22 protein-coding genes are annotated in these 21,007 nt (G+C 71.4%); 12 read left to right on the plus strand and 10 right to left on the minus strand.

Annotated features, from left to right (window positions below; all coding sequences use genetic code 11):
- Nucleotides 1–154: 154 nt before the first annotated feature.
- A complete protein-coding gene (locus ACWGKJ_RS02980) occupies nt 155–1,099 on the minus strand; it encodes a hypothetical protein (protein WP_385030532.1) in 945 nt (314 codons plus the stop codon).
- A gap of 39 nt (nt 1,100–1,138) precedes the next feature.
- On the opposite strand from ACWGKJ_RS02980, the gene dapE reads away from it, so the two are divergent.
- A complete protein-coding gene (gene dapE / locus ACWGKJ_RS02985; protein WP_385030535.1) occupies nt 1,139–2,218 on the plus strand; it encodes a succinyl-diaminopimelate desuccinylase in 1,080 nt (359 codons plus the stop codon).
- Between the two features lie 65 nt (nt 2,219–2,283).
- Complete coding sequence (locus tag ACWGKJ_RS02990) at nt 2,284–3,039, plus strand: LOG family protein (RefSeq protein ID WP_385030538.1); 756 nt, start codon at nt 2,284–2,286, stop codon at nt 3,037–3,039.
- 31 nt (nt 3,040–3,070) lie between these two features.
- Here ACWGKJ_RS02990 and folP read toward each other — a convergent pair whose 3' ends face one another.
- Nucleotides 3,071–3,931, minus strand: coding sequence for a dihydropteroate synthase (folP, locus tag ACWGKJ_RS02995; protein WP_385030541.1), 861 nt, complete (start codon nt 3,929–3,931; stop codon nt 3,071–3,073).
- Between the two features lie 140 nt (nt 3,932–4,071).
- Here folP and ACWGKJ_RS03000 point away from each other — a divergent pair, with 140 nt between their 5' ends.
- Both ACWGKJ_RS03000 and ACWGKJ_RS03005 read left to right on the plus strand, forming a co-directional pair.
- Complete coding sequence (locus tag ACWGKJ_RS03000) at nt 4,072–4,401, plus strand: DivIVA domain-containing protein (RefSeq protein WP_385030544.1); 330 nt, start codon at nt 4,072–4,074, stop codon at nt 4,399–4,401.
- Nucleotides 4,398–5,009 carry a DNA-3-methyladenine glycosylase I gene (locus ACWGKJ_RS03005; protein ID WP_385030546.1) on the plus strand — a complete coding sequence of 204 codons (612 nt, stop codon included), beginning with the start codon at nt 4,398–4,400 and terminating at the stop codon, nt 5,007–5,009. Before ACWGKJ_RS03000 ends, ACWGKJ_RS03005 begins: the two co-directional genes overlap by 4 nt.
- Nucleotides 5,010–5,043: 34 nt before the next feature.
- On the opposite strand, the gene chcB is transcribed toward ACWGKJ_RS03005, so the two are convergent.
- Nucleotides 5,044–5,844 carry a 2-cyclohexenylcarbonyl CoA isomerase gene (gene chcB / locus ACWGKJ_RS03010; protein ID WP_385030549.1) on the minus strand — a complete coding sequence of 267 codons (801 nt, stop codon included), beginning with the start codon at nt 5,842–5,844 and terminating at the stop codon, nt 5,044–5,046.
- Nucleotides 5,845–6,162: 318 nt separating this feature from the next.
- On the opposite strand from chcB, the gene ACWGKJ_RS03015 reads away from it, so the two are divergent.
- A complete protein-coding gene (locus tag ACWGKJ_RS03015; protein ID WP_003966491.1) occupies nt 6,163–6,330 on the plus strand; it encodes a DUF3117 domain-containing protein in 168 nt (55 codons plus the stop codon).
- 105 nt (nt 6,331–6,435) lie between these two features.
- On the opposite strand, the gene ACWGKJ_RS03020 is transcribed toward ACWGKJ_RS03015, so the two are convergent.
- A complete protein-coding gene (locus ACWGKJ_RS03020; RefSeq protein WP_385030552.1) occupies nt 6,436–7,101 on the minus strand; it encodes an O-methyltransferase in 666 nt (221 codons plus the stop codon).
- 127 nt (nt 7,102–7,228) lie between these two features.
- Here ACWGKJ_RS03020 and sigE point away from each other — a divergent pair, with 127 nt between their 5' ends.
- The 5 genes from sigE to ACWGKJ_RS03045 all read left to right on the plus strand — a co-directional run bounded on the left by sigE (nt 7,229) and on the right by ACWGKJ_RS03045 (nt 12,378).
- The gene (sigE, locus tag ACWGKJ_RS03025; RefSeq protein WP_203600723.1) at nt 7,229–8,002 is read left to right on the plus strand and encodes an RNA polymerase sigma factor SigE; all 774 of its coding nucleotides are present in this window, start codon (nt 7,229–7,231) and stop codon (nt 8,000–8,002) included.
- A complete protein-coding gene (locus tag ACWGKJ_RS03030; protein WP_385030555.1) occupies nt 7,999–8,940 on the plus strand; it encodes an anti-sigma factor family protein in 942 nt (313 codons plus the stop codon). The genes sigE and ACWGKJ_RS03030 overlap by 4 nt, the downstream gene beginning before the upstream one ends.
- A gap of 1,024 nt (nt 8,941–9,964) precedes the next feature.
- Nucleotides 9,965–11,083, plus strand: coding sequence for a S1C family serine protease (locus ACWGKJ_RS03035; protein WP_385030612.1), 1,119 nt, complete (start codon nt 9,965–9,967; stop codon nt 11,081–11,083).
- A 103-nt stretch (nt 11,084–11,186) separates the two neighbouring features.
- Nucleotides 11,187–11,684, plus strand: coding sequence for a sec-independent translocase (locus ACWGKJ_RS03040; protein ID WP_385030558.1), 498 nt, complete (start codon nt 11,187–11,189; stop codon nt 11,682–11,684).
- 82 nt (nt 11,685–11,766) lie between these two features.
- Nucleotides 11,767–12,378, plus strand: coding sequence for a hypothetical protein (locus tag ACWGKJ_RS03045; protein ID WP_385030561.1), 612 nt, complete (start codon nt 11,767–11,769; stop codon nt 12,376–12,378).
- 67 nt (nt 12,379–12,445) lie between these two features.
- Here the strand turns inward: ACWGKJ_RS03045 and ACWGKJ_RS03050 are convergent, their stop codons facing one another.
- Genes ACWGKJ_RS03050 through ACWGKJ_RS03060 form a run of 3 tightly spaced genes read right to left on the minus strand, consistent with a single transcriptional unit; the run spans nt 12,446 to nt 15,558 of the window.
- Nucleotides 12,446–13,579 (minus strand): Mrp/NBP35 family ATP-binding protein, encoded by a 1,134-nt coding sequence (locus ACWGKJ_RS03050; RefSeq protein WP_385030564.1) that lies wholly within the window; start codon nt 13,577–13,579, stop codon nt 12,446–12,448.
- Nucleotides 13,580–13,622: 43 nt separating this feature from the next.
- Nucleotides 13,623–14,141 carry a DUF1003 domain-containing protein gene (locus ACWGKJ_RS03055; protein ID WP_385030567.1) on the minus strand — a complete coding sequence of 173 codons (519 nt, stop codon included), beginning with the start codon at nt 14,139–14,141 and terminating at the stop codon, nt 13,623–13,625.
- Nucleotides 14,131–15,558 carry a magnesium transporter MgtE N-terminal domain-containing protein gene (locus tag ACWGKJ_RS03060; RefSeq protein ID WP_385030570.1) on the minus strand — a complete coding sequence of 476 codons (1,428 nt, stop codon included), beginning with the start codon at nt 15,556–15,558 and terminating at the stop codon, nt 14,131–14,133. The genes ACWGKJ_RS03055 and ACWGKJ_RS03060 overlap by 11 nt, the downstream gene beginning before the upstream one ends.
- A gap of 201 nt (nt 15,559–15,759) precedes the next feature.
- Here ACWGKJ_RS03060 and ACWGKJ_RS03065 point away from each other — a divergent pair, with 201 nt between their 5' ends.
- Nucleotides 15,760–16,515, plus strand: coding sequence for a hypothetical protein (locus ACWGKJ_RS03065; RefSeq protein ID WP_385030573.1), 756 nt, complete (start codon nt 15,760–15,762; stop codon nt 16,513–16,515).
- 227 nt (nt 16,516–16,742) lie between these two features.
- Here ACWGKJ_RS03065 and ACWGKJ_RS03070 read toward each other — a convergent pair whose 3' ends face one another.
- Nucleotides 16,743–17,252: a hypothetical protein gene (locus ACWGKJ_RS03070; RefSeq protein ID WP_385030575.1), complete on the minus strand. Its 510-nt coding sequence runs from the start codon at nt 17,250–17,252 to the stop codon at nt 16,743–16,745.
- Nucleotides 17,253–17,376: 124 nt separating this feature from the next.
- The gene (locus ACWGKJ_RS03075) at nt 17,377–18,492 is read right to left on the minus strand and encodes a magnesium and cobalt transport protein CorA (RefSeq protein WP_385030578.1); all 1,116 of its coding nucleotides are present in this window, start codon (nt 18,490–18,492) and stop codon (nt 17,377–17,379) included.
- A gap of 433 nt (nt 18,493–18,925) precedes the next feature.
- On the opposite strand from ACWGKJ_RS03075, the gene ACWGKJ_RS03080 reads away from it, so the two are divergent.
- Entirely contained in the window at nt 18,926–19,573 is a 648-nt protein-coding gene (locus ACWGKJ_RS03080) for a suppressor of fused domain protein (protein WP_385030580.1), read from the plus strand.
- Between the two features lie 68 nt (nt 19,574–19,641).
- Here the strand turns inward: ACWGKJ_RS03080 and ACWGKJ_RS03085 are convergent, their stop codons facing one another.
- Nucleotides 19,642–20,874: an MFS transporter gene (locus ACWGKJ_RS03085; protein WP_385030583.1), complete on the minus strand. Its 1,233-nt coding sequence runs from the start codon at nt 20,872–20,874 to the stop codon at nt 19,642–19,644.
- Nucleotides 20,875–21,007: the final 133 nt, after the last annotated feature.

A 21,007-nucleotide genomic window follows, 5' to 3' on the forward strand; every position in this document is an offset into this window, starting at 1 on the left:
CGGGACCCCCCGAGCGGGCGCGAAAAGCGCTCACGGCCGGCCGAGCTCACTGCTTCCGGGTGACGGATCGCGTATGCGTACGGGTTGTCCGTACGTGACAGTGCTGTCCGTACGTGTTCTCCGTACGGGTTGTCCGTACGGGGCGCTCCCGGTCCTACTCCGTGACTGTGATGCGGACTTCGGCGGCGCCCCCGCCCGCGCTCCGCCCCTTCGCACCGGCCTGCCCGGTGCCCGTGTCCGTCCTGTGCCACGGTGCGTGGTTGTTCGCCGCTGTCCACTCCCGGCCCGCGAAGGAGACCCGCTGGATGTGGAGCGCGGCCGAGTTGGCCACCGCCCAGTGCGCCAGCTCCCAGCCGCGCTGCTGCGCGGACCCGGTGCCGAGCGTCCCGACGGCCGGCTTCTTGGCGGAACGGACCGGCAGCAGCACCTCCGACGGCTGCGCGGGCTTCCCGGCGGGCAGCACCCCGGGCCCGAAGGACCGCTTCAGCGCGGCGCGCACCGCGGCCGGATCGCCCACCAGGCTGCTCTTGGTCGCCGCGCAGGAGAACGAGGCGGGCACCCGGCCGGTCAGCGCGGACGCGAGCAGCGTGGCGTCCGGCTCGTGCTTCGCGTACGCATCGGGGAAGGCGCTGCGCTGCACGGCCTGGGCGGCGACCGTCAGCGGCAGCTGCGTGTAGTCATGCACCTTCACGAGGTGCTCGTAGAACTTCCCGGCCGAGTACACCGGGTCCATGATCTGCTTCGCCGTTCCCCAGCCCTGCGACGGCCGCTGCTGGAAGAGGCCCAGCGAGTCCTTGTCGCCATGGTCGAGATTGTGCAGCCCCGACTCCTGGAGCGCGGTCGCCAGCGCGATGGTCACCGCGCGCTCCGGCATCCCGCGCGAGGTTCCCACGGCGGAGATCGTCGCCGCGTTGACGGCCTGCTCGGGACTCAGCCGGTAGCCGCTCCCGCCGTCGCCCTGAGCCGTGCAGCGCGGCCCGCTGCCGCCTCCGCTGAGGTACTGCACCAGGACATAGCCCGCCAGCGCCAGCAGTACGGCGAGGGCGGCCACGATCCGGAAGAGACGACCGCGGCGTGGCGCGGCAGTGGGCTGGGACACAGGGCACACCGTACTGGAGCGCGGGTTAGGGTCTGTGCCATGTCAGAGACCCCGCTTGACCTCACACTCGACGCCCCGGCCCTGACCGCACAACTGGTCGACTTCCCCTCCGTGAGCGGCACCGAGAAGCCCCTCGCCGATGCGGTCGAGGAGGCGCTGAGGGCGCTGCCGCACCTGACCGTCGACCGGTTCGGCAACAACGTCGTCGCCAGGACGCACCTCGGCCGCGCCGAGCGGGTCGTGCTGGCCGGGCACCTCGACACCGTGCCGATCGCGGACAACGTCCCGTCCCGGCTCGACGAGAACGGCGTCCTGTGGGGCTGCGGCAGCTGTGACATGAAGTCCGGCGTGGCCGTCCAGCTGCGGATCGCGGCGACCGTGCCCGAACCCAACCGGGACCTCACCTTCGTCTTCTACGACAACGAAGAGGTCGCGGCCGAACTCAACGGCCTCAAGCACATCGCCGAGGCGCACCCCGACTGGCTGGCTGCGGACTTCGCGGTCCTGCTCGAATCCTCCGACGGCGATGTCGAAGGCGGCTGCCAGGGCACCCTCCGCGTCATCCTGCGCACCAAGGGCGAGCGCTCGCACTCGGCGCGCAGCTGGATGGGGTCCAACGCGATCCACTCCGCTGCGCCGATCCTGGCCAGGCTGGCCGCGTACGAGCCGCGCAGGCCGGTGATCGACGGACTGGAGTTCCACGAGGGGCTCAACGCCGTACGGATCGAGGGCGGCGTCGCCAACAACGTCATCCCGGACGCCTGCACCGTGGTGGTCAACTTCCGTTACGCGCCCGACCGCAGCGAGGAACAGGCCCTGGCGTACGTCAAGGAGTTCTTCGCGGAGTGCGACGTCGACGAGTTCATCGTCGACGACCACACCGGCGGCGCGCTGCCCGGCCTCTCGCACCCCGCGGCCGCGGCGTTCATGGCGGCGGTCGGCGGCGAGGCCCGCCCGAAGTTCGGCTGGACGGACGTGTCGCGCTTCAGCGCGCTCGGTGTTCCCGCGGTGAACTACGGTCCCGGAAACCCGCTGCTCGCGCACAAGCGGGACGAGCGCGTCGCCATCACGAAGATCTCGCACACCGAGGAACGGCTCCGCGCCTGGCTGACGGCCTGAATTTCCTCATTCGTCACTTGTGCCGACCTAGGCTGTGAGGACACGTACAGCGGAGGGAGCACAACATGGGCAACCCTGAAGGAGCGCCGGCGCCGGAGGAACAGCGGCTCGGCCCGGTGGTGCGCCGCCGGGACCAGGTCCAGTCCGGCACCACCGACCAGCGGCTGCTCGACACCACGGAGAAGGGCCCGGCCGACTGGCTGCACACCGACCCCTGGCGGGTCATGCGCATCCAGTCGGAGTTCGTGGAGGGCTTCGGCGCACTGGCCGAACTGCCCAGCGCGATCAGCGTCTTCGGGTCGGCCCGCACCGCGCCCGGCACACCGGAGTACGAGGCGGGGGTACGGATCGGCCGCGCCCTGGTCGACGTGGGCTTCGCGGTGATCACCGGCGGCGGCCCCGGTGCGATGGAGGCGGCCAACAAGGGCGCCAGAGAGGCCAACGGCGTCTCGGTCGGGCTCGGGATCGAGCTGCCCTTCGAGCAGGGGCTCAACCAGCACGTCGACATCGGCGTCAACTTCCGCTACTTCTTCGTCCGCAAGACGATGTTCGTGAAGTACGCCCAGGGCTTCGTGGTCCTGCCGGGCGGCCTCGGCACCCTGGACGAGCTGTTCGAGGCCCTGACCCTGGTGCAGACCCGGAAGGTGACCCGGTTCCCGATCGTGCTCTTCGGTACGGAGTACTGGGGCGGCCTGGTCGACTGGCTGCGCGGCACGGTGGTGGCGCAGGGCAAGGCGTCGGAGCACGATCTGCTGCTCTTCCACGTCACGGACGACGTGGACGAGGCGGTGGCGCTGGTGACCAAGGAGACGGGGCTGTGACGCACGCCCGGCCTGCTCCGAGCGGAAACTCCTAGGCCAGTCCCCGCCGGGCCACCGCCGGAGCGCGGTGGCCCGCGATCGCCGCCACCATGTCCAGTACCTGCCGGGTCTCGGCCACTTCGTGCACCCGGTAGACCTGGGCCCCCAGCCACGCCGAGACCGCCGTCGTGGCCAGCGTCCCCAGCAGCCGTTCCCTGACCGGCTTGTCGAGCGTCTCGCCCACGAAGTCCTTGTTGGACAGGGAGACGAGGACCGGCCACCCCGTCGCGGTCATCTCGCCCAGTCTGCGGGTCGCCTCCAGCGAGTGCCGGGTGTTCTTCCCGAAGTCGTGGCCGGGGTCGATCATGATGCCGTCCGGCCTGACGCCCAGCGCCACCGCACGCTCCGCGAGGCCGACCGTGACCCGCAGGATGTCGTCCATGACGTCGTCGTACGTGACCCGGTGCGGCCGGGTGCGCGGTTCGGCGCCGCCCGCGTGCGTACAGACCAGACCGGCGCCGAACCGGGCCGCTACCGCGGCCAGTTCGGGATCGACCCCGCCCCACGCGTCGTTCAGCACATCCGCGCCCGCCTCGCACACCGCGGCACCGACGTCGTGGCGCCAGGTGTCGACGCTGATCACCACATCGGGGTGGCGCCGCCGCACCTCGGCGACGAAACCGACCGTGCGCCGCGCCTCCTCATCGGCCGTCACATGCTCGCCGGGGCCCGCCTTGACCCCGCCGATGTCGATGATGGCCGCACCCTCGGAGACCGCCTGTTCCACGCGGGAGAGCGCGGGCTCGTCGCGGAAGGTCGCCCCCTGGTCGTAGAACGAGTCCGGGGTCCGGTTCACGATCGCCATGATCACCGGTTCGTGCGCGTCGAACTCGCGCCGTCCCAACCGCAGCATCCGCCTCTTCCTCTCGCCCTCTGATCCCCACCCGACGGGTCGCCTGCGACCCCGGGGCTCCAACCGGAAGACCCTAACGGTCGGCAACGCATGGCACGATCGGACCCGCACGGTTCCGCTATCCGGGGAGAGACTCACTCGTGTTCTGGTTCTTGCTGATCGCGATGGTCGTGGTGGTCGCTGCGGTCACCCTCGCGGTGATCGGCGGCGGTGACGGCGCCGCACTGTCCGACGCGTCCCCCGAACTGCCCGTCGACCCGCTGCCCGCGGCCCGGCCGGTCGGCCGCGCGGACATCGAGGCGCTGCGGCTGCCCATGGTGGCGCGCGGCTACCGGATGGCCGACGTGGACGACGTACTGGGCAGGCTCGGCGCCGAACTGGCCGAGCGCGACGCCCGGATCGCCGAGCTGGAAGCGGCGCTCGCCGGTGCGCGCGCCGCCGCAGTCCACGACGAGGACCCCCGGGGATGAGCCAGGAGGCGGTCCCGGGGGCCGACGGGAAGCTGCGCTGCCCCTGGGCGGTGTCGACCGCGGACTACGTCGAGTACCACGACGGCGAGTGGGGCCGCCCGGTCCACGGCGACGACGCCCTGTACGAGCGGCTCTGTCTTGAGGCGTTCCAGTCCGGGCTGTCCTGGATCACGATCCTGCGCCGCCGCGCCGGATTCCGTAAGGCGTTCGCCGGCTTCGCCATCGCCGATGTGGCCGCCTTCACCGACGACGACCGGGAGCGGCTGCTCGCCGATCCCGGGATCATCCGCAACCGCGCCAAGATCGACGCGGTCCTCGCCAACGCCCGGGAGCTGGCGGGCTGGGAGCCGGGCAGCCTCACCGCGCTGCTCTGGTCGTACGCCCCCGACCCGGCCGCCCGCCCGGCGCCCCGCAGCGTCGCCGACATCCCCGCCGTCACCCCGGAGTCCACCGCGATGGCCCGGGAACTCAAGAGGCGCGGCCTGCGCTTCACCGGCCCGACCACGGCCTACGCCCTGATGCAGGCGTGCGGCCTGGTCGACGACCACCTGGCGGACTGCTTCGCCCGGCGGGCCCCCACGGGCGTCCGTCCCGGGGCGGCGGGCTGACCCGCGGGGGTGTGGCCGGCGGGGATGTGGTCCCTCAGCGCCCCAGATAGCGCGGCTGGGTCTTGCCGACGAAAGCCTCCACCGCGATGAGATGGTCGTCCGACGCACCCGCGCGCGTCTGGAGTTCGTCCTCCTTCTCCAGCGCATCCCGGAGCGGATGACCCGCCCCGTAGGCGAGGGACTCCTTGATCGCGGCGTACGCGACCGTGGGGCCCGCGGCGAGCGCGCGGGCCACCGCCAGCGCCTCCGCGGCCAGCTCCGCCTCCGGCACCAGCTTGTTGGCGATGCCGAGGTCGTACGCCTCCTGGGCACCGAACGAGCGCGGGAACAGCAGCAGATCGGCGGCGCGGCTCTGGCCGATCAGCCGGGGCAGCGTCCAGGAGACGCCCGAGTCCGCGGTGAGGGCGACACCCGCGAAGGACGTGGTGAATTTCGCGGTGTCGGCCACGACCCGGTAGTCGGCGGCGAGCGCGAACCCGAGGCCCGCTCCCGCTGCCACGCCGTTGATCCCGGCCACGACCGGCTTCGGCATCTCGGTCAGGGCCCGCACGATCGGGTTGTAGTGCTCCCGCACGGTCGACATGGTGCGCCCGGTGCCCGCCTCGCGGTCGGCCGTCAGCGAGGCGATGTGCTCCTTGAGGTCCTGTCCGACGCAGAAGGCGCGCCCGGTGGCGGTGAGCAGTACGGCGCGCACCTCCGAAGCGGCGGCCGCGGTCTGCACCGCGTCGCGCAGGGCCGCCTTCGCCTCGGTGTTCATCGCGTTCATGGAGTCGGGACGGTTGATGGTGACCGTCGCGAGTCCGTCGGTCACCTCGTAGAGCACGGTGTCCGCCATGGGGCCCTCCACTGCTGGGTGTCGGCTGCTGATGGTGCTGATACGTCGTACGCAGCTCAGCATGGCGGAGATCATCGACGGCGGACATGTGACCTGCGTCAAACAATGCCGGCCGGGAATGACGGACGGGGCGGCGCAGTATCGCAGGGGGAACGCCGAATTGAGTGGTTTTGCGGAAGTGCGTTGCGCAAGCGATGCAGACCGATGTTGGTCATCGGGTCCTGGGATGCGGGATAATGGCTGGGAAGCAATATGTTCGATGCCGGTGACACCTGGGTTGTCGGCTGCGATGAGCTGGTTTCAGGAAGGGGAACGAGCATGGCGGCCATGAAGCCGCGGACGGGCGACGGCCCGCTCGAGGTGACCAAGGAGGGGCGGGGCATCGTCATGCGCGTTCCGCTAGAGGGCGGCGGACGACTCGTTGTCGAGCTGACCCCGGACGAGGCCGATGCACTCGGCGACGCGCTGAAGAAGGTCGTCGGCTGACGCGGACGCCCCCACAGTTCTTTCCACCACTGCCCCGGCTCCGGCCGGGGCAGTGGTGTTCCGGGTGCGGGGCGGCTGTCGTTCAGCCCGGGTGCGGGCTGTCGTTCAGCCGAGGCGTACGGCGCAGAGCAGCCCGTCGCCGACCGGGAGGAGCGAGGGCAGCAGCCCCTGGCTCTCGCGCACCGTGCGCAGCAGGTCACGCAGGTGCAGCACTTCCGCGGGCTGTGCGGCGGAGTCGACCGTACGGCCGTCCGCGAAGACCCCCTCGAAGCAGACCAGTCCACCGGGCCGCAGCAGGCGCAACGATTCGGCGAGCACATCCAGCGACTCCAGCCGGTCGCCGTCGCAGAACACCAGGTCGTACCCGCCGTCCGCGAGGCGCGGCAGTACGTCGAGTGCCCGGCCCGGGATGAAGCGCGAACGGTTCGCCGCGAAGCCGGCGGAGCGGAACGCCTGACGGGCGAAGCCCTGGCGCTCGGGCTCCGGGTCGACGGTGGTCAGCACGCCGTCGGGGCGCATGCCCTGGAGCAGATAGATGCCCGATACGCCGGTACCGGTACCGATTTCGGCCACCGCTTTGGCGTCCGTGGTGGCGGCAAGCAGCCGCAGCGCCGCACCGGTGCCGGGCGAGACCGAGGGCAGCCCGGAGTCGCGGGCCCGGTCGCGGGCCCAGCGCAGGGCTTCGTCCTCGGCGACAAAAGCGTCGGCGAAGGCCCAGCTCGTCTGCCGGTTGGCGGTAATGGCCCTCTCCTGTCCCCGTAGTTGGCGCACTCGTGACTGTATCCGCTGCACCCGGGAACCCGCAGATGGGACCGCGCGTTGAAGGAGGGCAGGGGGGATGCGGATGTACGAGGATTCCGGCAATCAGTCTTATCCGGAGCTAACGGGCGAGGTGGCTATGGTAGGGGCTCCACTGGACACCACCAGAGCCGACAGGGGAGGTGCGGCTGCGCCTGTGGATCGGGGAGGAGTGCTGCGGCGCTTTCTCAGGTCGGCGGGTGAGCCGAAATCCGTGACCGACATTGCTGACAGCTCCAGCGCTGCTGACTCCGTACAGACCGCTACTTTCGCCTCAGACGCGGATGCGCAGACCTGGACGCCGCCCTCGTGGGAGGAGATCGTCAGCACGCACAGCGGCCGGGTCTACCGGCTCGCCTACCGCCTGACCGGTAACCAGCACGACGCCGAGGACCTCACCCAGGAAGTCTTCGTCCGTGTCTTCCGCTCGCTGTCGACGTACACCCCGGGCACCTTCGAGGGCTGGCTGCACCGCATCACCACCAACCTCTTCCTGGACATGGTCCGCCGCAAGCAGCGGATCCGTTTCGATGCCCTCGGGGACGACGCCGCCGAGCGGCTGCCGAGCCGTGAGCCGTCGCCGCAGCAGGTCTTCCACGACACCCACTTCGACGCGGACGTCCAGCAGGCGCTGGACACCCTCGCCCCGGAGTTCCGCGCCGCCGTGGTCCTCTGTGACATCGAGGGCCTCTCGTACGAGGAGATCGCCGCCACCCTGGGCGTCAAGCTCGGCACGGTGCGCAGCAGGATCCACCGTGGCCGCTCCCACCTGCGCAAGGCCCTCAAGCACCGTTCGCCCGAGGCCCGCCGCGCCGAGCAGCGCGCGCTGGCCGGGGTGGCACCCGGCCTGGACGGAGAGGATGGGACCGCGTGAGTGGATCCAGTCCGACCCCGGCCGAGCAGCACCTCGGGGACCGGCTCGCCGCACTGGTCGACGGTGAGCTGAAGCACGACGCCCGTGAGCGGGTGCTCGCGCATCTGGCCACCTGTGCGAAGTGCAAGACCGAGGCCGACGCGCAGCGCCGGCTGAAAACCGTCTTCGCCGAGACCGCGCCCCCGCCGCCGTCCGAAGGGCTGCTCGCCCGTCTGCAGGGTCTGCCCGCCGGGCCCGGGGGCGACGATCCCGGTCGGCGCGGACCGTTCGGCGGCCGTTTCGCCGACGAGATCTTCGGATCCGCGGGCGCGTCCGGCGGCCGTTCCTCCGACCCCCGGGTCGACACCTTCGGCTATGTGCCCGCGGGGCCGCACGCCACCACGCTTCCGGACGGCGGTCCGGACAGCGGCTTCCGGATCCACCCGGTGGGCCGGAGCGACCAGGAGCGCTCGGCCTGGCGCGGACGGAGATTCGCGTTCGCCGCCGCCAGCGCGGTCTCGCTGGCCGCCATCGCGCTGGGCGGCACGCTGCCGTTCGACGGCGCGGGCGAATCCCCCGCGCATACGGACGGCCCGCCGAACAACGTGACACCGATGAGCGCCACGGACCCGGTGGGTGTCGGCGTGGACCCGCACCGCAGCCGCACCGGCGACGGCGCCCGGCTCGCCCACGGCGGGCGGGCCCCGGTTCTGCCCACTGCCTTCGCCGGACACCACGCGTCGCCCGCGCCGGACGCCCGCCCGGCCCGTCAGCCGCTGTACTCGCTGACGACCCCCCTGGTCACCGTCTCCTCGCTCTCCGCCTCCGCCGTACGTCCCCCGCTGGCGGCCGCCACCCCGCCCGCCGAGCCCGCGCAGCCGAGCCCGGGTGTCACACCGCCACCGGTCCCGCTCGCCGCACCGGGAGCCTCGGGGCTTCCGGCCACCGCCCAGCACTGAGCGGGGCTTCCGGCCCCTGGAAACCTGGTTGAATCCCTGAAAGGCTGCCCGCCACAGGGCATGCGGAGCATGGGGCAGGTGCGGGGAGAGCATGGACGACGGGAAGCCCACCGGGCCGGACGCCGCATGGTGGAGCACACCGGCCCGCCCCGCGCCGGACAGCCCCATGCCGGACCACCTCGCACCGGACCGTCCCTTGCCGGACCTTCCCGTGCCGGGCCGCCCCGCACCGGACCTTCCCTTGGCGGGCCGCCCCGCATCGGACCGTCCCTCGCCGGACCTTCCCGCGCCGGGCCACCCCGCACCGGACCGTCCCGTACTGGATCATCCCGAGCCTGGGCCGATATCTGGGCGGGTACCGTCCCTGCGCGAACCGCTGCCTCCGCTCCAGCCAGTACCGGCAGGAGCACCGGCACCCGCGCCTCAGCCCCAGCCACAGTCCCGGCCGCTGCCCGAGGCGGCACCTCGGCCCGGATCACAGTCCCGGCCACTGCCTGACCCGGTGTCTCACCCGGAGCCGGTGTCCCACCCCGGTCCGGCGCCCCGCCCCGAGCGGCTGTCCCGGCCCCTGCACGACCCCGACCCCTACGGCACCCCGCCCTATGGCGGTCCGGGCCCCTGGGCCCCCGCCCCGCCCGTTCAGCTGCCCGCTCCCACGCCCGCCGAAGGCACCCACGTCCCACCGGCCTACACGGGCGCCGTGCAGCCACCGCAACGCCACGTACCGCACAGGCATCACCAGCCTCTCCCGCCCCAGCAGCCGCACCACCAGCAACACCTGCCGGCTCCACCCCAGCCTCAGCCGCACCACCAGCAACACCTGCCGGCTCCACCCCAGCCCCAGCCCCAACCGCACCACCAACCGCTGCCGTATCCGTACCCGTACCAACTCCAGCAGTCCCCGCAGTGGAGCCGCTACGACCCGTGGAGCGCTCCGCCGTCAGCGCCCCCGCCCCCCAGCGGGGAGCCCGGCGGGGAGAAGCCCGGCGGGCAGAAGAGGCGTCGCCGGGGAGCGGTCGTGGCCATGGTGGTGGCCGCGCTGGTCGCCGGGGCCGTCGGCGGCGGCATCGGCGCGTACGTCGAGCTGAACGGTTCACTGTCGGGCGTCCGGCTCTCGCAGGCCGGCCCGGAGAGCCCCGCCCGTGCGCCCGGCACCACGGCCGGTATCGCCGCGAGCGCGCTGCCCGGGGTGGTCACCCTGCATGTCAGGGGGAGCGAAGAGGCGGGCACCGGCACCGGCTTCGTCCTCGACCGCGAGGGGCACATCCTCACCAACAACCACGTAGTCCAACCGGCCGGATCCGCTGGTGAGATCACCGTCACGTTCAGCGGCGGTGAGAGCGCCAGGGCCCGGGTCGTCGGCCGGGACAGGGGCTACGACCTGGCCGTCGTCAAGGTCACCGGAGTCTCCGGGCTCACCCCGCTGCCGCTGGGCAACTCCGACAATGTGCGGGTCGGCGACCCGGTCGTGGCCATCGGCGCCCCCTTCGACCTCGCCAACACGGTGACCTCCGGCATCATCAGCGCCAAGGACCGCCCGATCACATCGAGCGGCACGTCGAGCGGCGGGGAGGGCGACGGCAGCGACGTCAGCTATGTCGACGCGCTCCAGACCGACGCCCCGATCAACCCGGGCAATTCGGGCGGCCCGCTGGTCGACTCCAAGGCCCGGGTCATCGGCGTCAACAGCGCCATCCGAGCCGCCGGCAACAGCTCGGACTCCGAGGGCGGCCAGGGCGGCCAGGACGGCCAGGAGAGCCAGGGCGGCTCGATCGGCCTCGGCTTCGCCATCCCCATCAACCAGGCGAAGCGCGTAGCCGAGGAGCTCATCAACAACGGCAGGGCCGTCCATCCCGTGATCGGTGTCACACTCGACATGAAGTACGCGGGTGACGGCGCCCGGGTGGCCGACCGGGCGACCGACGGCGGTCCGGCGGTGGCGCCGGGGGGAGCCGGAGCCGGTGCGCGGATCGAGCCGGGGGACATCGTCACAGGTGTGGACGGTGAACCGGTGCACAGCGCCCAGGAGCTGATCGTCCGGATCCGCGCGCACCAGCCGGGCGACAGACTGGCCCTCACGGTCCGCCGGAAGGGCCGCGACCGGCCTGTGACCTTGACTCTTGGATCGGCCGGCGGCACATGAAAGACCGGGGGAAGGTACCGTCCGGGCAGCTTCGCCGGGTACCGTGGTCGGGGCCCGGACCACACCCCGACCTGCGGGCCGCGGAGAACACCAGGAGCAAAAAGTGTTCAATGACGTAGGCCCCCTTGAGATCGTGACGCTCGTGGTGCTCGCCGTGATGGTGTTCGGCCCGGACAAGCTGCCGAAGGTCATCCAGGACGTCACCCGCACGATCCGGAAGATCCGGGAGTTCTCCGAGAGCGCCAAGGAGGACATCCGTACCGAACTCGGCCCGGAGTTCAAGGACTTCGAGTTCGAGGACCTGAACCCGAAGACCTTCGTGCGCAAGCAGCTCATGGACGGCAGCGACGAGCTGGGTCTCAAGGAGATCCGCAGCAGCTTCGACCTGAAGAAGGAGATCTCCGAGATCACCGACGTGGTGAACGGCAGGTCCGTCGTCGACGACAGTGACACGGAGGCCGCGGCCGAGATCGCCCCGAGTAGCGCCAATGGCTCATCGACAGGTCCTGACCTGCTGAAGAAGAGCGGCCCTGACCTGCAGAAGAAGAGTGTGACGGTCGACACCGACGAGCGGCCGCCGTTCGACGCCGACGCCACCTGAGTATTCTCCCTCTGTCCGGCAGTGAGGGCGCCCGTGGGGGTGGGCCGCTTCGGACGCTGAGGAGCGAGGAGGCGGCCGGCACATGGAGACGACGAGTCGGACAGGGGCCCACGCGGTCGACGACTATCTGAGGGCGCCGTTTTCGTGGTACGGGCTGGACGAGGCGTTCACCGGCACACGGCGCCTGATGCAGGTGGGCGTCGCGGCGGACGGTACGGTCCAGCACGGCTCGCTGGGACACGGTGACGAGCCCGCCGTGAGACCCGACGCGCAACCGGAGAAGGACCACTTCGCCGCCGTGGTGACCATCGCGTCCAGCCCGGTGCGGCGCAGCGGGGACGGTACGGGTGTACTGGAGGCCACCACGGTCTCATCGGCGGCCTGGCTCGCCGGTTCGGGACTGCTGGCCTGCACCTGGCCCGCGCAGCTCGACCACGCTCTGCGCGACGACTGGGTCGACCAGCAGACCGAGGCCGCTTTCGAGCTGGCCGACGACCTGTCGGGCCCGGAGTGGTCGGAGCTGACCCTGCCGGTCGACGGGGTGCCGACGTCCTTCTCGTACCGCGAGACGGAGTTCGGCTGGGTGCTGGCCGGTGCCACCGAGACCGGTGTCCACCTGGGGGCCTACGGGCGCGGGATGAGCGCGTACGGGCTGGGATTCGCCGTGGCCAAGGACATCACCGTGTACGTCTGACACACGGGCCGCATCGCACAGGAGCCCGGGGGCCGACCGCCCCCGGGCTCCTGTGCGGGCCCGCCGCCTAGAACTTGTTGCGCGGAGTGACCCCGAGCGACATGCCCGCGAGCCCCCGCTGACGGCTGCTCAGCTTGCCCGCGATGGCGCGCAGCGCGGTGCCCGCGGGGGAGTCCGGGTCGGTCAGCACGACGGGCTTGCCCTCGTCGCCGCCCTCGCGCAGCCGTACGTCGATCGGGATGGAGCCCAGCACCGGCACGGTCGCTCCGGTGGTCTTGGTGAGACCTTCGGCGACCTTCTGCCCGCCGCCCGTACCGAAGACGTCGACCATCTCGTCGCAGTGCGGGCAGGGCAGGCCCGACATGTTCTCGACGACCCCGACGATCTTCTGGTGTGTCTGTACGGCGATGGAGCCGGCCCGCTCGGCCACCTCGGCGGCGGCCTGCTGCGGGGTGGTGACCACCAGGATCTCGGCGTTCGGCACGAGCTGCGCCACCGAGATCGCGATGTCCCCGGTGCCCGGCGGCAGGTCGAGCAGGAGCACATCGAGGTCGCCCCAGAAGACATCCGCCAGGAACTGCTGGAGCGCGCGGTGCAGCATCGGGCCGCGCCACACCACCGGGGCGTTGCCCGGCGTGAACATACCGATCGAGATGACCTTCACGCCGTTCGCGGATGGCGGCATGATCATGTTCTCGACCTGGGTGGGCTTGCCGTACGCGCCGAGCATCCGCGGCACGCTGTGCCCGTAGATGTCCGCGTCGACCACGCCGACCTTCAGCCCGTCGGCGGCGAGCGCGGCGGCCAGGTTGACCGTGACCGACGACTTGCCGACGCCGCCCTTGCCGGACGCGACCGCGTACACCCGGGTCAGCGAGCCGGGCTTGGCGAAGGGGACCTCGCGCTCCGCGGTGCCGCCGCGCAGCGAGGCGGCCAGCTCCTTGCGCTGCTCGTCGCTCATCACGTCCAGCTCGACGCTGACCGCCGTCACCCCTTCGACGCGGGCGACCGCGTCGGTGACGTTGGTGGTGATGGTCTCGCGCATCGGGCAGCCGGAGACGGTGAGGTAGACCGTGACAGCGACCGCCCCGTCCGCTCCGATGTCGACCGATTTGACCATGCCGAGTTCGGTGATCGGACGGTGGATCTCGGGGTCGTTCACTGTCGCCAGTGCTTCACGCACCGCGTCTTCCATAGCCATGCGTCGATGGTACGGCGCCCACCGATATCCCGGGAAAGAGCGGTCAGTGGTCGGCTTCGTCACTTTCCCGCGGGAATACCTGGGGCCGTTCCGCCAGGTCTCTGACGAGGTCCTGGAGTTCAGACCTGATCCAGTCACGGGTGGCCACCTCGCCGAGACCCATCCGGAGCGCGGCGATCTCCCGGGTGAGGTACTCGGTGTCGGCGATGGAGCGTTCGTTCTGATTGCGGTCCTGCTCCAGGTTGACCCGGTCCCTGTCGTCCTGGCGGTTCTGCGCGAGGAGGATCAGCGGGGCCGCGTACGACGCCTGGAGCGAGAGCACCAGGGTCAGGAAGATGAAGGGGAACGGGTCGAAGCGCAGGGCGTGCGGGGCCCAGGTGTTCCACACCACCCAGATGACGATCACGACCGTCATCCAGACGATGAACCGCCCGGTCCCCAGGAACCGGGCGACCCGCTCCGACATGCGGCCGAAGGACTCCGGGTCGTACTCGGGAAGCCAGCGCCGCCGCGGTGCGAGCGGCTGGTCGAGACGGCCCCTGGACGTCTGCTCAGCGGTCATCGGCGGCCTCCGCTGGGCGGTCGTCGTCGCGGTCGTCGTCGTCCGGGCCCGCGCCGTCGGCCGGACCGGGCCCGTCGTCCGGGCCCGCGCTGCCGTCCAGCGGCGGGCGGCCGTCGTCCTCCGCCGGCCGGTCGTCGTCCGGCTGCCGGCCACCGGGCGCGCCGGAATCCTGGTGGAAGTCGGTCTCGCGCCAGTCGCTCGGCAGCAGGTGGTCGAGTACGTCGTCGACGGTGACCACCCCGAGCAGCGAGCCGCTCGCATCCACGACAGGCGCCGCCAGCAGGTTGTACGCGGCGAGATAGCTGGTCAGCACCGGCAGCGTGGCCTGCGGCGGCAGCGGCGGGAGGTCGCTGTCGACGATCGCGCCGACCAGGGTGAACGGCGGATCGCGCAGCAGCCGCTGGAAGTGCACGGCGCCCAGATACTTCCCGGTCGGTGTCTCGTCCGGCGGCCTGCACACGTACACCTGCGCGGCCAGGGCGGGGGAGAGGTCCTCCTTGCGGATCCGGGCGAGCGCGTCGGCGATCGTCGCGTCCGGGCGCAGCACGATCGGCTCGGTCGTCATCAGACCGCCCGCGGTCCGCTCCTCGTACGAGAGCAGCCGCCGTACGTCGGCCGCGTCGTCCGGCCGCATCAGCGTCAGCAGCCGCTCCTTGTCCTCCTCGGGCAGCTCGCTCAGCAGGTCGGCGGCGTCGTCCGGGTCCATCGCCTCCAGGACGTCGGCCGCGCGCTCCTCCTGGAGCTTGCCGAGGATCTCCACCTGGTCGTCCCCGGGCAGCTCCTCCAGTACGTCGGCGAGCCGGTCGTCGTCGAGAGCGGCGGCCACCTCGGCCCGGCGCTTGGGCGACAGATGGTGCAGCACGTTGGCGAGGTCGGCCGGGCGCAGTTCCTCGAAGGTGGCGACCAGGCTCTCCGCGCCCTGGCTCTCCTCCTCCAGGGAGAAACCGGTGACCCCGGACCACTCGACGGTCAGCGTCTCGCCCTTGCGCCGCAGCGCGCCGCCCTTCCCCTTCCGTACGAAGACCTTGTCGATCTCCCAGTCCCGGCGGGCCGGGAGCTGCTGCACGGAGACGTCCAGGACGGTCGCCTGCTCGTCCGTCCCGGTCAGCCGCACCCGCCGGTCCAGCAGCTCACCGAGGACCAGCCGCTCGGTGGGGCGCTGTTCGAAGCGGCGGACGTTGACCACTCCGGTGGTGATGACCTGTCCCGACTCGATACCGGTGACCCGGGTCATCGGCAGGAAGATCCGGCGGCGCCCGACCACCTCGACGACCAGTCCGAGCAGCCGGGGCGGACGGCTGCCGACCCGCAACATCGCGACCAGGTCGCGGACCCGGCCCACCTGGTCGCCGTTGGGGTCGAAGACGGAGACCCCCGCGAGGTGCGAGACGAAGATCCGGGGGGCGCCTGCCGCCATCCGCCGCCTCCTCCTCGTACGCTCCGTGCCCTGGTCCTGGAGGCGTACCGCCGTGCCCGTTTCATGCCACTGCGGTGCCTTCTTCGGGCTTCACGTTAGCCCGTCCCCTTCCGCGCCGCCCCGGCAGCGGGTCCGGATGGCTTCCTGCCGGTTCGCACGGGCGGCACAGGTACGCTGCGGTCTCCTGGTGAGGACACTCGTATGAGAGGCAGTGCGTACGTGGCTGCATTTCCCCCGGCCGCCCGAGCCCGCAGGGCAGGACTCGCGGGCGCGCTCTGCGCCGCTCTGGCGGTGTCGCTCGCGGCCTGCTCGGGCGACCCGGACGCGGGGACCAACGGCGTCGGCAAGCTCTCCGCCAAGGAGATCGAGTCGAAGGCGCGCACCGTGGCGGACAGCGCCAGGGCGGTGGCGCTCTCCGGCACGCTGATCGGCAAGGGCGGCTCGTACCAGCTGGACATGCGGCTCAACACGGACGGCGGCACCGGCTCCGTCACCTCGAAGAGCAGTACGTTCACGCTGCTGCGGATCGGTGACGCGCTCTATGTGAAGGCCGGGGCCGGCTTCTGGAAGCAGACCGACGGCAAGAACGGCGCCGACGCGGCGGGCAAGCTCGACGACAAGTACGTCAAGGTGCCGCAGCGGGACCCGGCGTACCAGCGCTTCCGCGGGTTCACCGACATGCACGCGCTGCTCGGCGGGCTGCTGGGGCTGCAGGGCACGCTGGGCAAGGGCGACCGGACCAAGGTGGGCGGCGTCCCGGCGATCCGGGTCACCGGGGGCGGCGGCAAGGGCGGCACCCTCGATGTGTCGCTGAAGGGAAAGCCCTATCCGCTCCGGTTCGAACGGGCGGGCGGCGCGGGCACGGTCCAGCTGACGCAGTGGAACAGCGACGTCACGCTGGTGCCGCCGGGCAGGGGCGACACGGTGGACTACGGGCGCGATCTGCCCAAGTCGTGAGCGGGGGGCGGGAGTTCGGCCGGAATCGGTGGTTCGGCGCGGGCCCGGTGTCTCGGTGCGGGCCGGGTCTTCGGCGCTGACCGGGGCCTCGGTCCGGGTGGGGCGTCGGTCCGGGTGGGGCGTCGCGGCGGGACCCGTACTGGTTCCGGGCGACGCGTCGGCGGGAACCGTGCCGCTTCCGCCGAGGGCCCGCGTCGGCGGGAGCCACGCGGGCTCCCGGGCCGCCGTTACCGGCGGCGTTTGCGTCGGAGGAGCAGTTTCGGGAGGCCGGCCGGGATCTCCTGACGGGTCGTCGCGGGTGTCGCGGGGGGAGCGGCGGCGAGCGACCCGTCGGGCAGTTCCGTACGGGCCTCGTGCGGTACGAGCCGTACCACCCGGCATTCCCGCGCCCAGCGCTCCACCATCGCCTCGCCGTCCGGAGCGTTCAGCCGCTTGCCCTTCAGCTCGGCGACAGCGGCCTCCCAGGCATCCGAGCGGGGCGCGAGCTCAGCCGTCACCGCGCTCCAGGCGACCAGCCTGCCGCCCTTGTCCTTGCTGCGCACCGTGACCTCGGCCGGAGCCCCGTCGGCCAGCCCCGGCAGCGGCTGCTCCCCGGGGCCGTCCCCGACGAGCAGCGCGGCGCCGTCGTGCCAGACATGCCAGAGCGCCCGCACCGGGCCGGTGCCCCGCACCCAGATGAGGCCGGACTTCTTGGTGGCCTCCTCGACGAGGGCCCGCTCCAGGAAGGTCTGTGTCATGCGCCCAGGGTAAGGGCCGCGCCGCGCCCGCAGGCGGGGCAGGTCCGGAGCCCGGGCCGGCCCGGCGGACCCGCCGAAGCCCTCCGGGACCTGTGGTTGCTCCCGGGGGCCCGCGGCGGCCCGCTCAGAGCCAGCCGTTCCGCTTCAGGGTGCGGTGGATGCCCACACACAGGGCCAGGATCCCGACCATCACCATCGGGTAGCCGTACCGCCAGCGGAGTTCGGGCATGTGCTCGAAGTTCATGCCGTACACGCCCGTGATCATCGTCGGTACGGCGATGATGGCCGCCCACGCGGTGATCTTGCGCATGTCCTCGTTCTGGGCGACCGTCGCCTGCGCCAGGTTCGCCTGGAGGATCGAGTTGAGCAGGTCGTCGAAGCCGACCACCTGCTCCTGGACGCGTGCCAGGTGGTCGGCGACATCGCGGAAGTACTTCTGGATGTCCGGGTCGACCAGCCGCATCGGGCGCTCGCTGAGCTGCTGCATCGGGCGCAGCAGCGGCGAGACCGCCCGCTTGAACTCCAGCACCTCACGCTTCAGCTGGTAGATCCGGCCCGCGTCGGTGCCGCGCGAAGAGCCCTTCGCGGGCTCCGAGAAGACATCGATCTCGACCTCGTCGATGTCGTCCTGCACGGCGGACGCGACCGCCAGATAGCCGTCGACCACCTGGTCGGCGATGGCGTGCAGCACGGCCGAAGGGCCCTTGGCGAGCAGTTCGGCGTCCTCCTGGAGCCGGTGGCGCAGCGCGCGCAGGGAGCCCTGGCCGCCGTGCCGGACGGTGATGACGAAGTCCCGTCCGGTGAAGCACATCACCTCGCCGGTCTCGACCACCTCGCTGGTGGAGGTGAGTTCGGCGTGCTCGACGTAGTGGATGGTCTTGAAGACGGTGAAGAGGGTGTCGTCGTACCGCTCCAGCTTCGGCCGCTGGTGTGCGTGCACCGCGTCCTCGACCGCGAGCGGGTGCAGTCCGAACTCGGCCGCGATACCGGAGAACTCCTCCTCGGTCGGCTCATGGAGGCCGATCCAGGTGAATCCGCCGGACTCATGGGCCTGCTTCAGTGCCTCACGCGGCGTCAGGCACTTCTTGCCCGCCACCCGTACGCCGTCCCGGTAGACCGCGCAGTCCACGACCGCGCTGCTGGCCGACGGGTCGCGGGTGGGGTCGTAATTGCTGTGCGTGGAGCTGCTCTTGCGCAGGGAGGGACGGACCGCTGCGCGCAGGTCACGGATCATCGACATGGCGGGGCTCCTTCACGGAGAGGCCGTCGGCGGGCGTGGCACTGCCCGGAATGGGGGCGTATCGAGGTGAAACTCTCATACGTCCGCAAAGCGGGCGGAACCGCGGCGTCGCGTGACGGCGTTCGCTACAGACACGGATCAGACAGAAGCGGGGTGCTCTTCCGGCGTGCGAAATACCATGAGACTCAGGAGGTTTCCCGGTGTGGCGGCCGGGTATGCAGGGTCTCGGGTCACAGAGAACACGAACAGTGCACGGAAGAGCGGCTTGTACTGCACGGTCGACTCGGATCTCGATCCATCGCAGTCCCACCTCCTCCGGCCGGTCCCCCGTAGGGGACAATGATGCTGCCCTGACCAGCGGCCAAGACTATCAGCCGGCTGAAGCGTCAAGCCCCCACTTTGCCTGTTCGATACGCGTTCTATGCTCGGGCCCATGGCAGATGTTCTCGCTCTGGTCGAAGCCCGGCTGCGCTCAGCGCTGGGCGAGCCGGACGCCCGTGCGGCCGTGACATTCCTCGGCACGGACCGGATCGAGGTGCTGCGCTTCGTGGACGCCGGGGACCCGGCCGTCGTCCGCTACGCCACGCTCGGGATGTCCGCGTACCCCATGGCCGACCCGGCCGGCCCCTCACCCGACCACCGCCCCTCGACGAGCCGCTTCGCGGCGCCCCCGTCGGTCTCGTTCGCCGACCCGGTGCAGGGTCCGCGCGCGGAACTGGTGCTCTCGGTACGCGCCGGGCTCGCCGACACCGACAAGGTGCTCAGGCCACTCGCCGTACTGGCCGCTTCGCCCCAGGTGGAAGGGCTCGTGGTGGCCCCGGGGGCCTCGCTCGACCTCGGTGAACCGCTGTGGGGCGGCGCGCCGTTCAGCTCGGTCCTGGTCGCCGAACCCGGGGGACTCGTCGAGGACCTGGAGCTGGACGCGCCGCTGGACCCGGTCCGCTTCCTGCCGCTGCTGCCCATGACGGACAACGAGGCGGCGTGGAAGCGGGTGCACGGGGCCGGGGAGCTCCAGGAGCGCTGGCTGGCACGCGGAACGGACCTGCGCGATCCGCTGCGCAGGTCCGTTCCGCTGGACTGACCGGCTGACCGGCTGACCGGCTGACCGGCTGACCGGCTGACCGGTCCGGTTCACGTGGCGGGACGCGTTCAGTTCACGAAGACCGAAACGCCGTCCTCCGTGGCGTGCGCCGGCTCCAGCTCCTCCGCCTCGTGGGTCAGCGCCCTGCGCCGTACCCACACGACCAGCGCGCCGAGCACCGCGGCGGCGGCGGCCACCACGAAGGGGATGTGGATGTCGGTCCAGCCCTCGATGTGCGGGGCGAGGAAGGGCGCGGCTGCCGCCGCGAACCAGCGGACGAAGTTGTAGCCCGCGCTCGCCACCGGGCGCGGCGCGTCCGAGACGCCGAGCGCCAGCTCCGTGTAGACGGTGTTGTTGAGGCCGATGAAGGCACCGGACAGGATCGTGCAGACGATGGCCGTCGAGTGGCTGCCGTAGCCGAGCACCACCAGGTCGGCGGCGAGCAGCACCAGGGAGACACCCAGCACCTTGAGGGTGCCGAAGCGCTTCTGGAGCCGGGGCGCCACCAGTACGGAGAACACCGCGAGCAGCAGGCCCCAGCCGAAGAAGACCGCCCCCGACTTGTACGGCGTCATGTTCAGCACGAACGGTGTGAAGGCCAGCACCGTGAAGAACGCGTAGTTGTAGAAGAAGGCCGATCCCGCCACCGAGGCGAGCCCGCCGTGGCCGAGCGCCCTGATGGGGTCGAGCAGGGAGGTCTTCCTGGCCGGCTTGGGCTGTTCCTTGAGCAGGAACGAGATGCAGATGAAGCCGATGGCCATCAGGGCCGCGGTGCCGAAGAACGGGTAGCGCCAGCTGGCGTTGCCGAGCAGCGCGCCGACCAGGGGCCCGCAGGCCATACCGAGGCCGAGCGCGGATTCGTACAGCAGGATCGCCGCGGCGCTGCCGCCCGCCGCGGCGCCGACGATGACGGCGAGTGCGGTGGAGACGAAGAGCGCGTTGCCGAGGCCCCAGCCGGCCCGGAAGCCGACCAGCTCGCCGACAGAGCCCGATGTGCCGGAGAGGGCGGCGAAGACCACGACCAGGGCGAGACCCGCCAACAGGGTCTTCTTGCCGCCGATCCGGCTGGAGACCCAGCCGGTGACCAGCATCGCGACGGCCGTGATCAGGAAGTAGGAGGTGAAGAGCAGCGAGACCTGGCTCGGGGTCGCCTGCAGGCCCTTGGCGATGGACGGCAGGATCGGGTCGACGAGCCCGATCCCCATGAAGGCCACGACCGAAGCTCCCGCCGTGGCCCAGACGGCCATCGGCTGGCGCAGGATGCTTCCGGCCCCTTCGTCGAACGGATCCTTTCCTGGCATGGGACGCCCTCACTCTCGGTTGGATCGTGGCGCCGGATCGCCGCGCCAGATCGTTGTGTTATACACATAATAAGTTAGTGAGGCTAATGAGTGCAACATGCATCTAGTTTCCGCACGGGTGCACGGCGGACGG

It is taken from the genome of Streptomyces sp. NPDC054757, assembly GCF_053612185.1.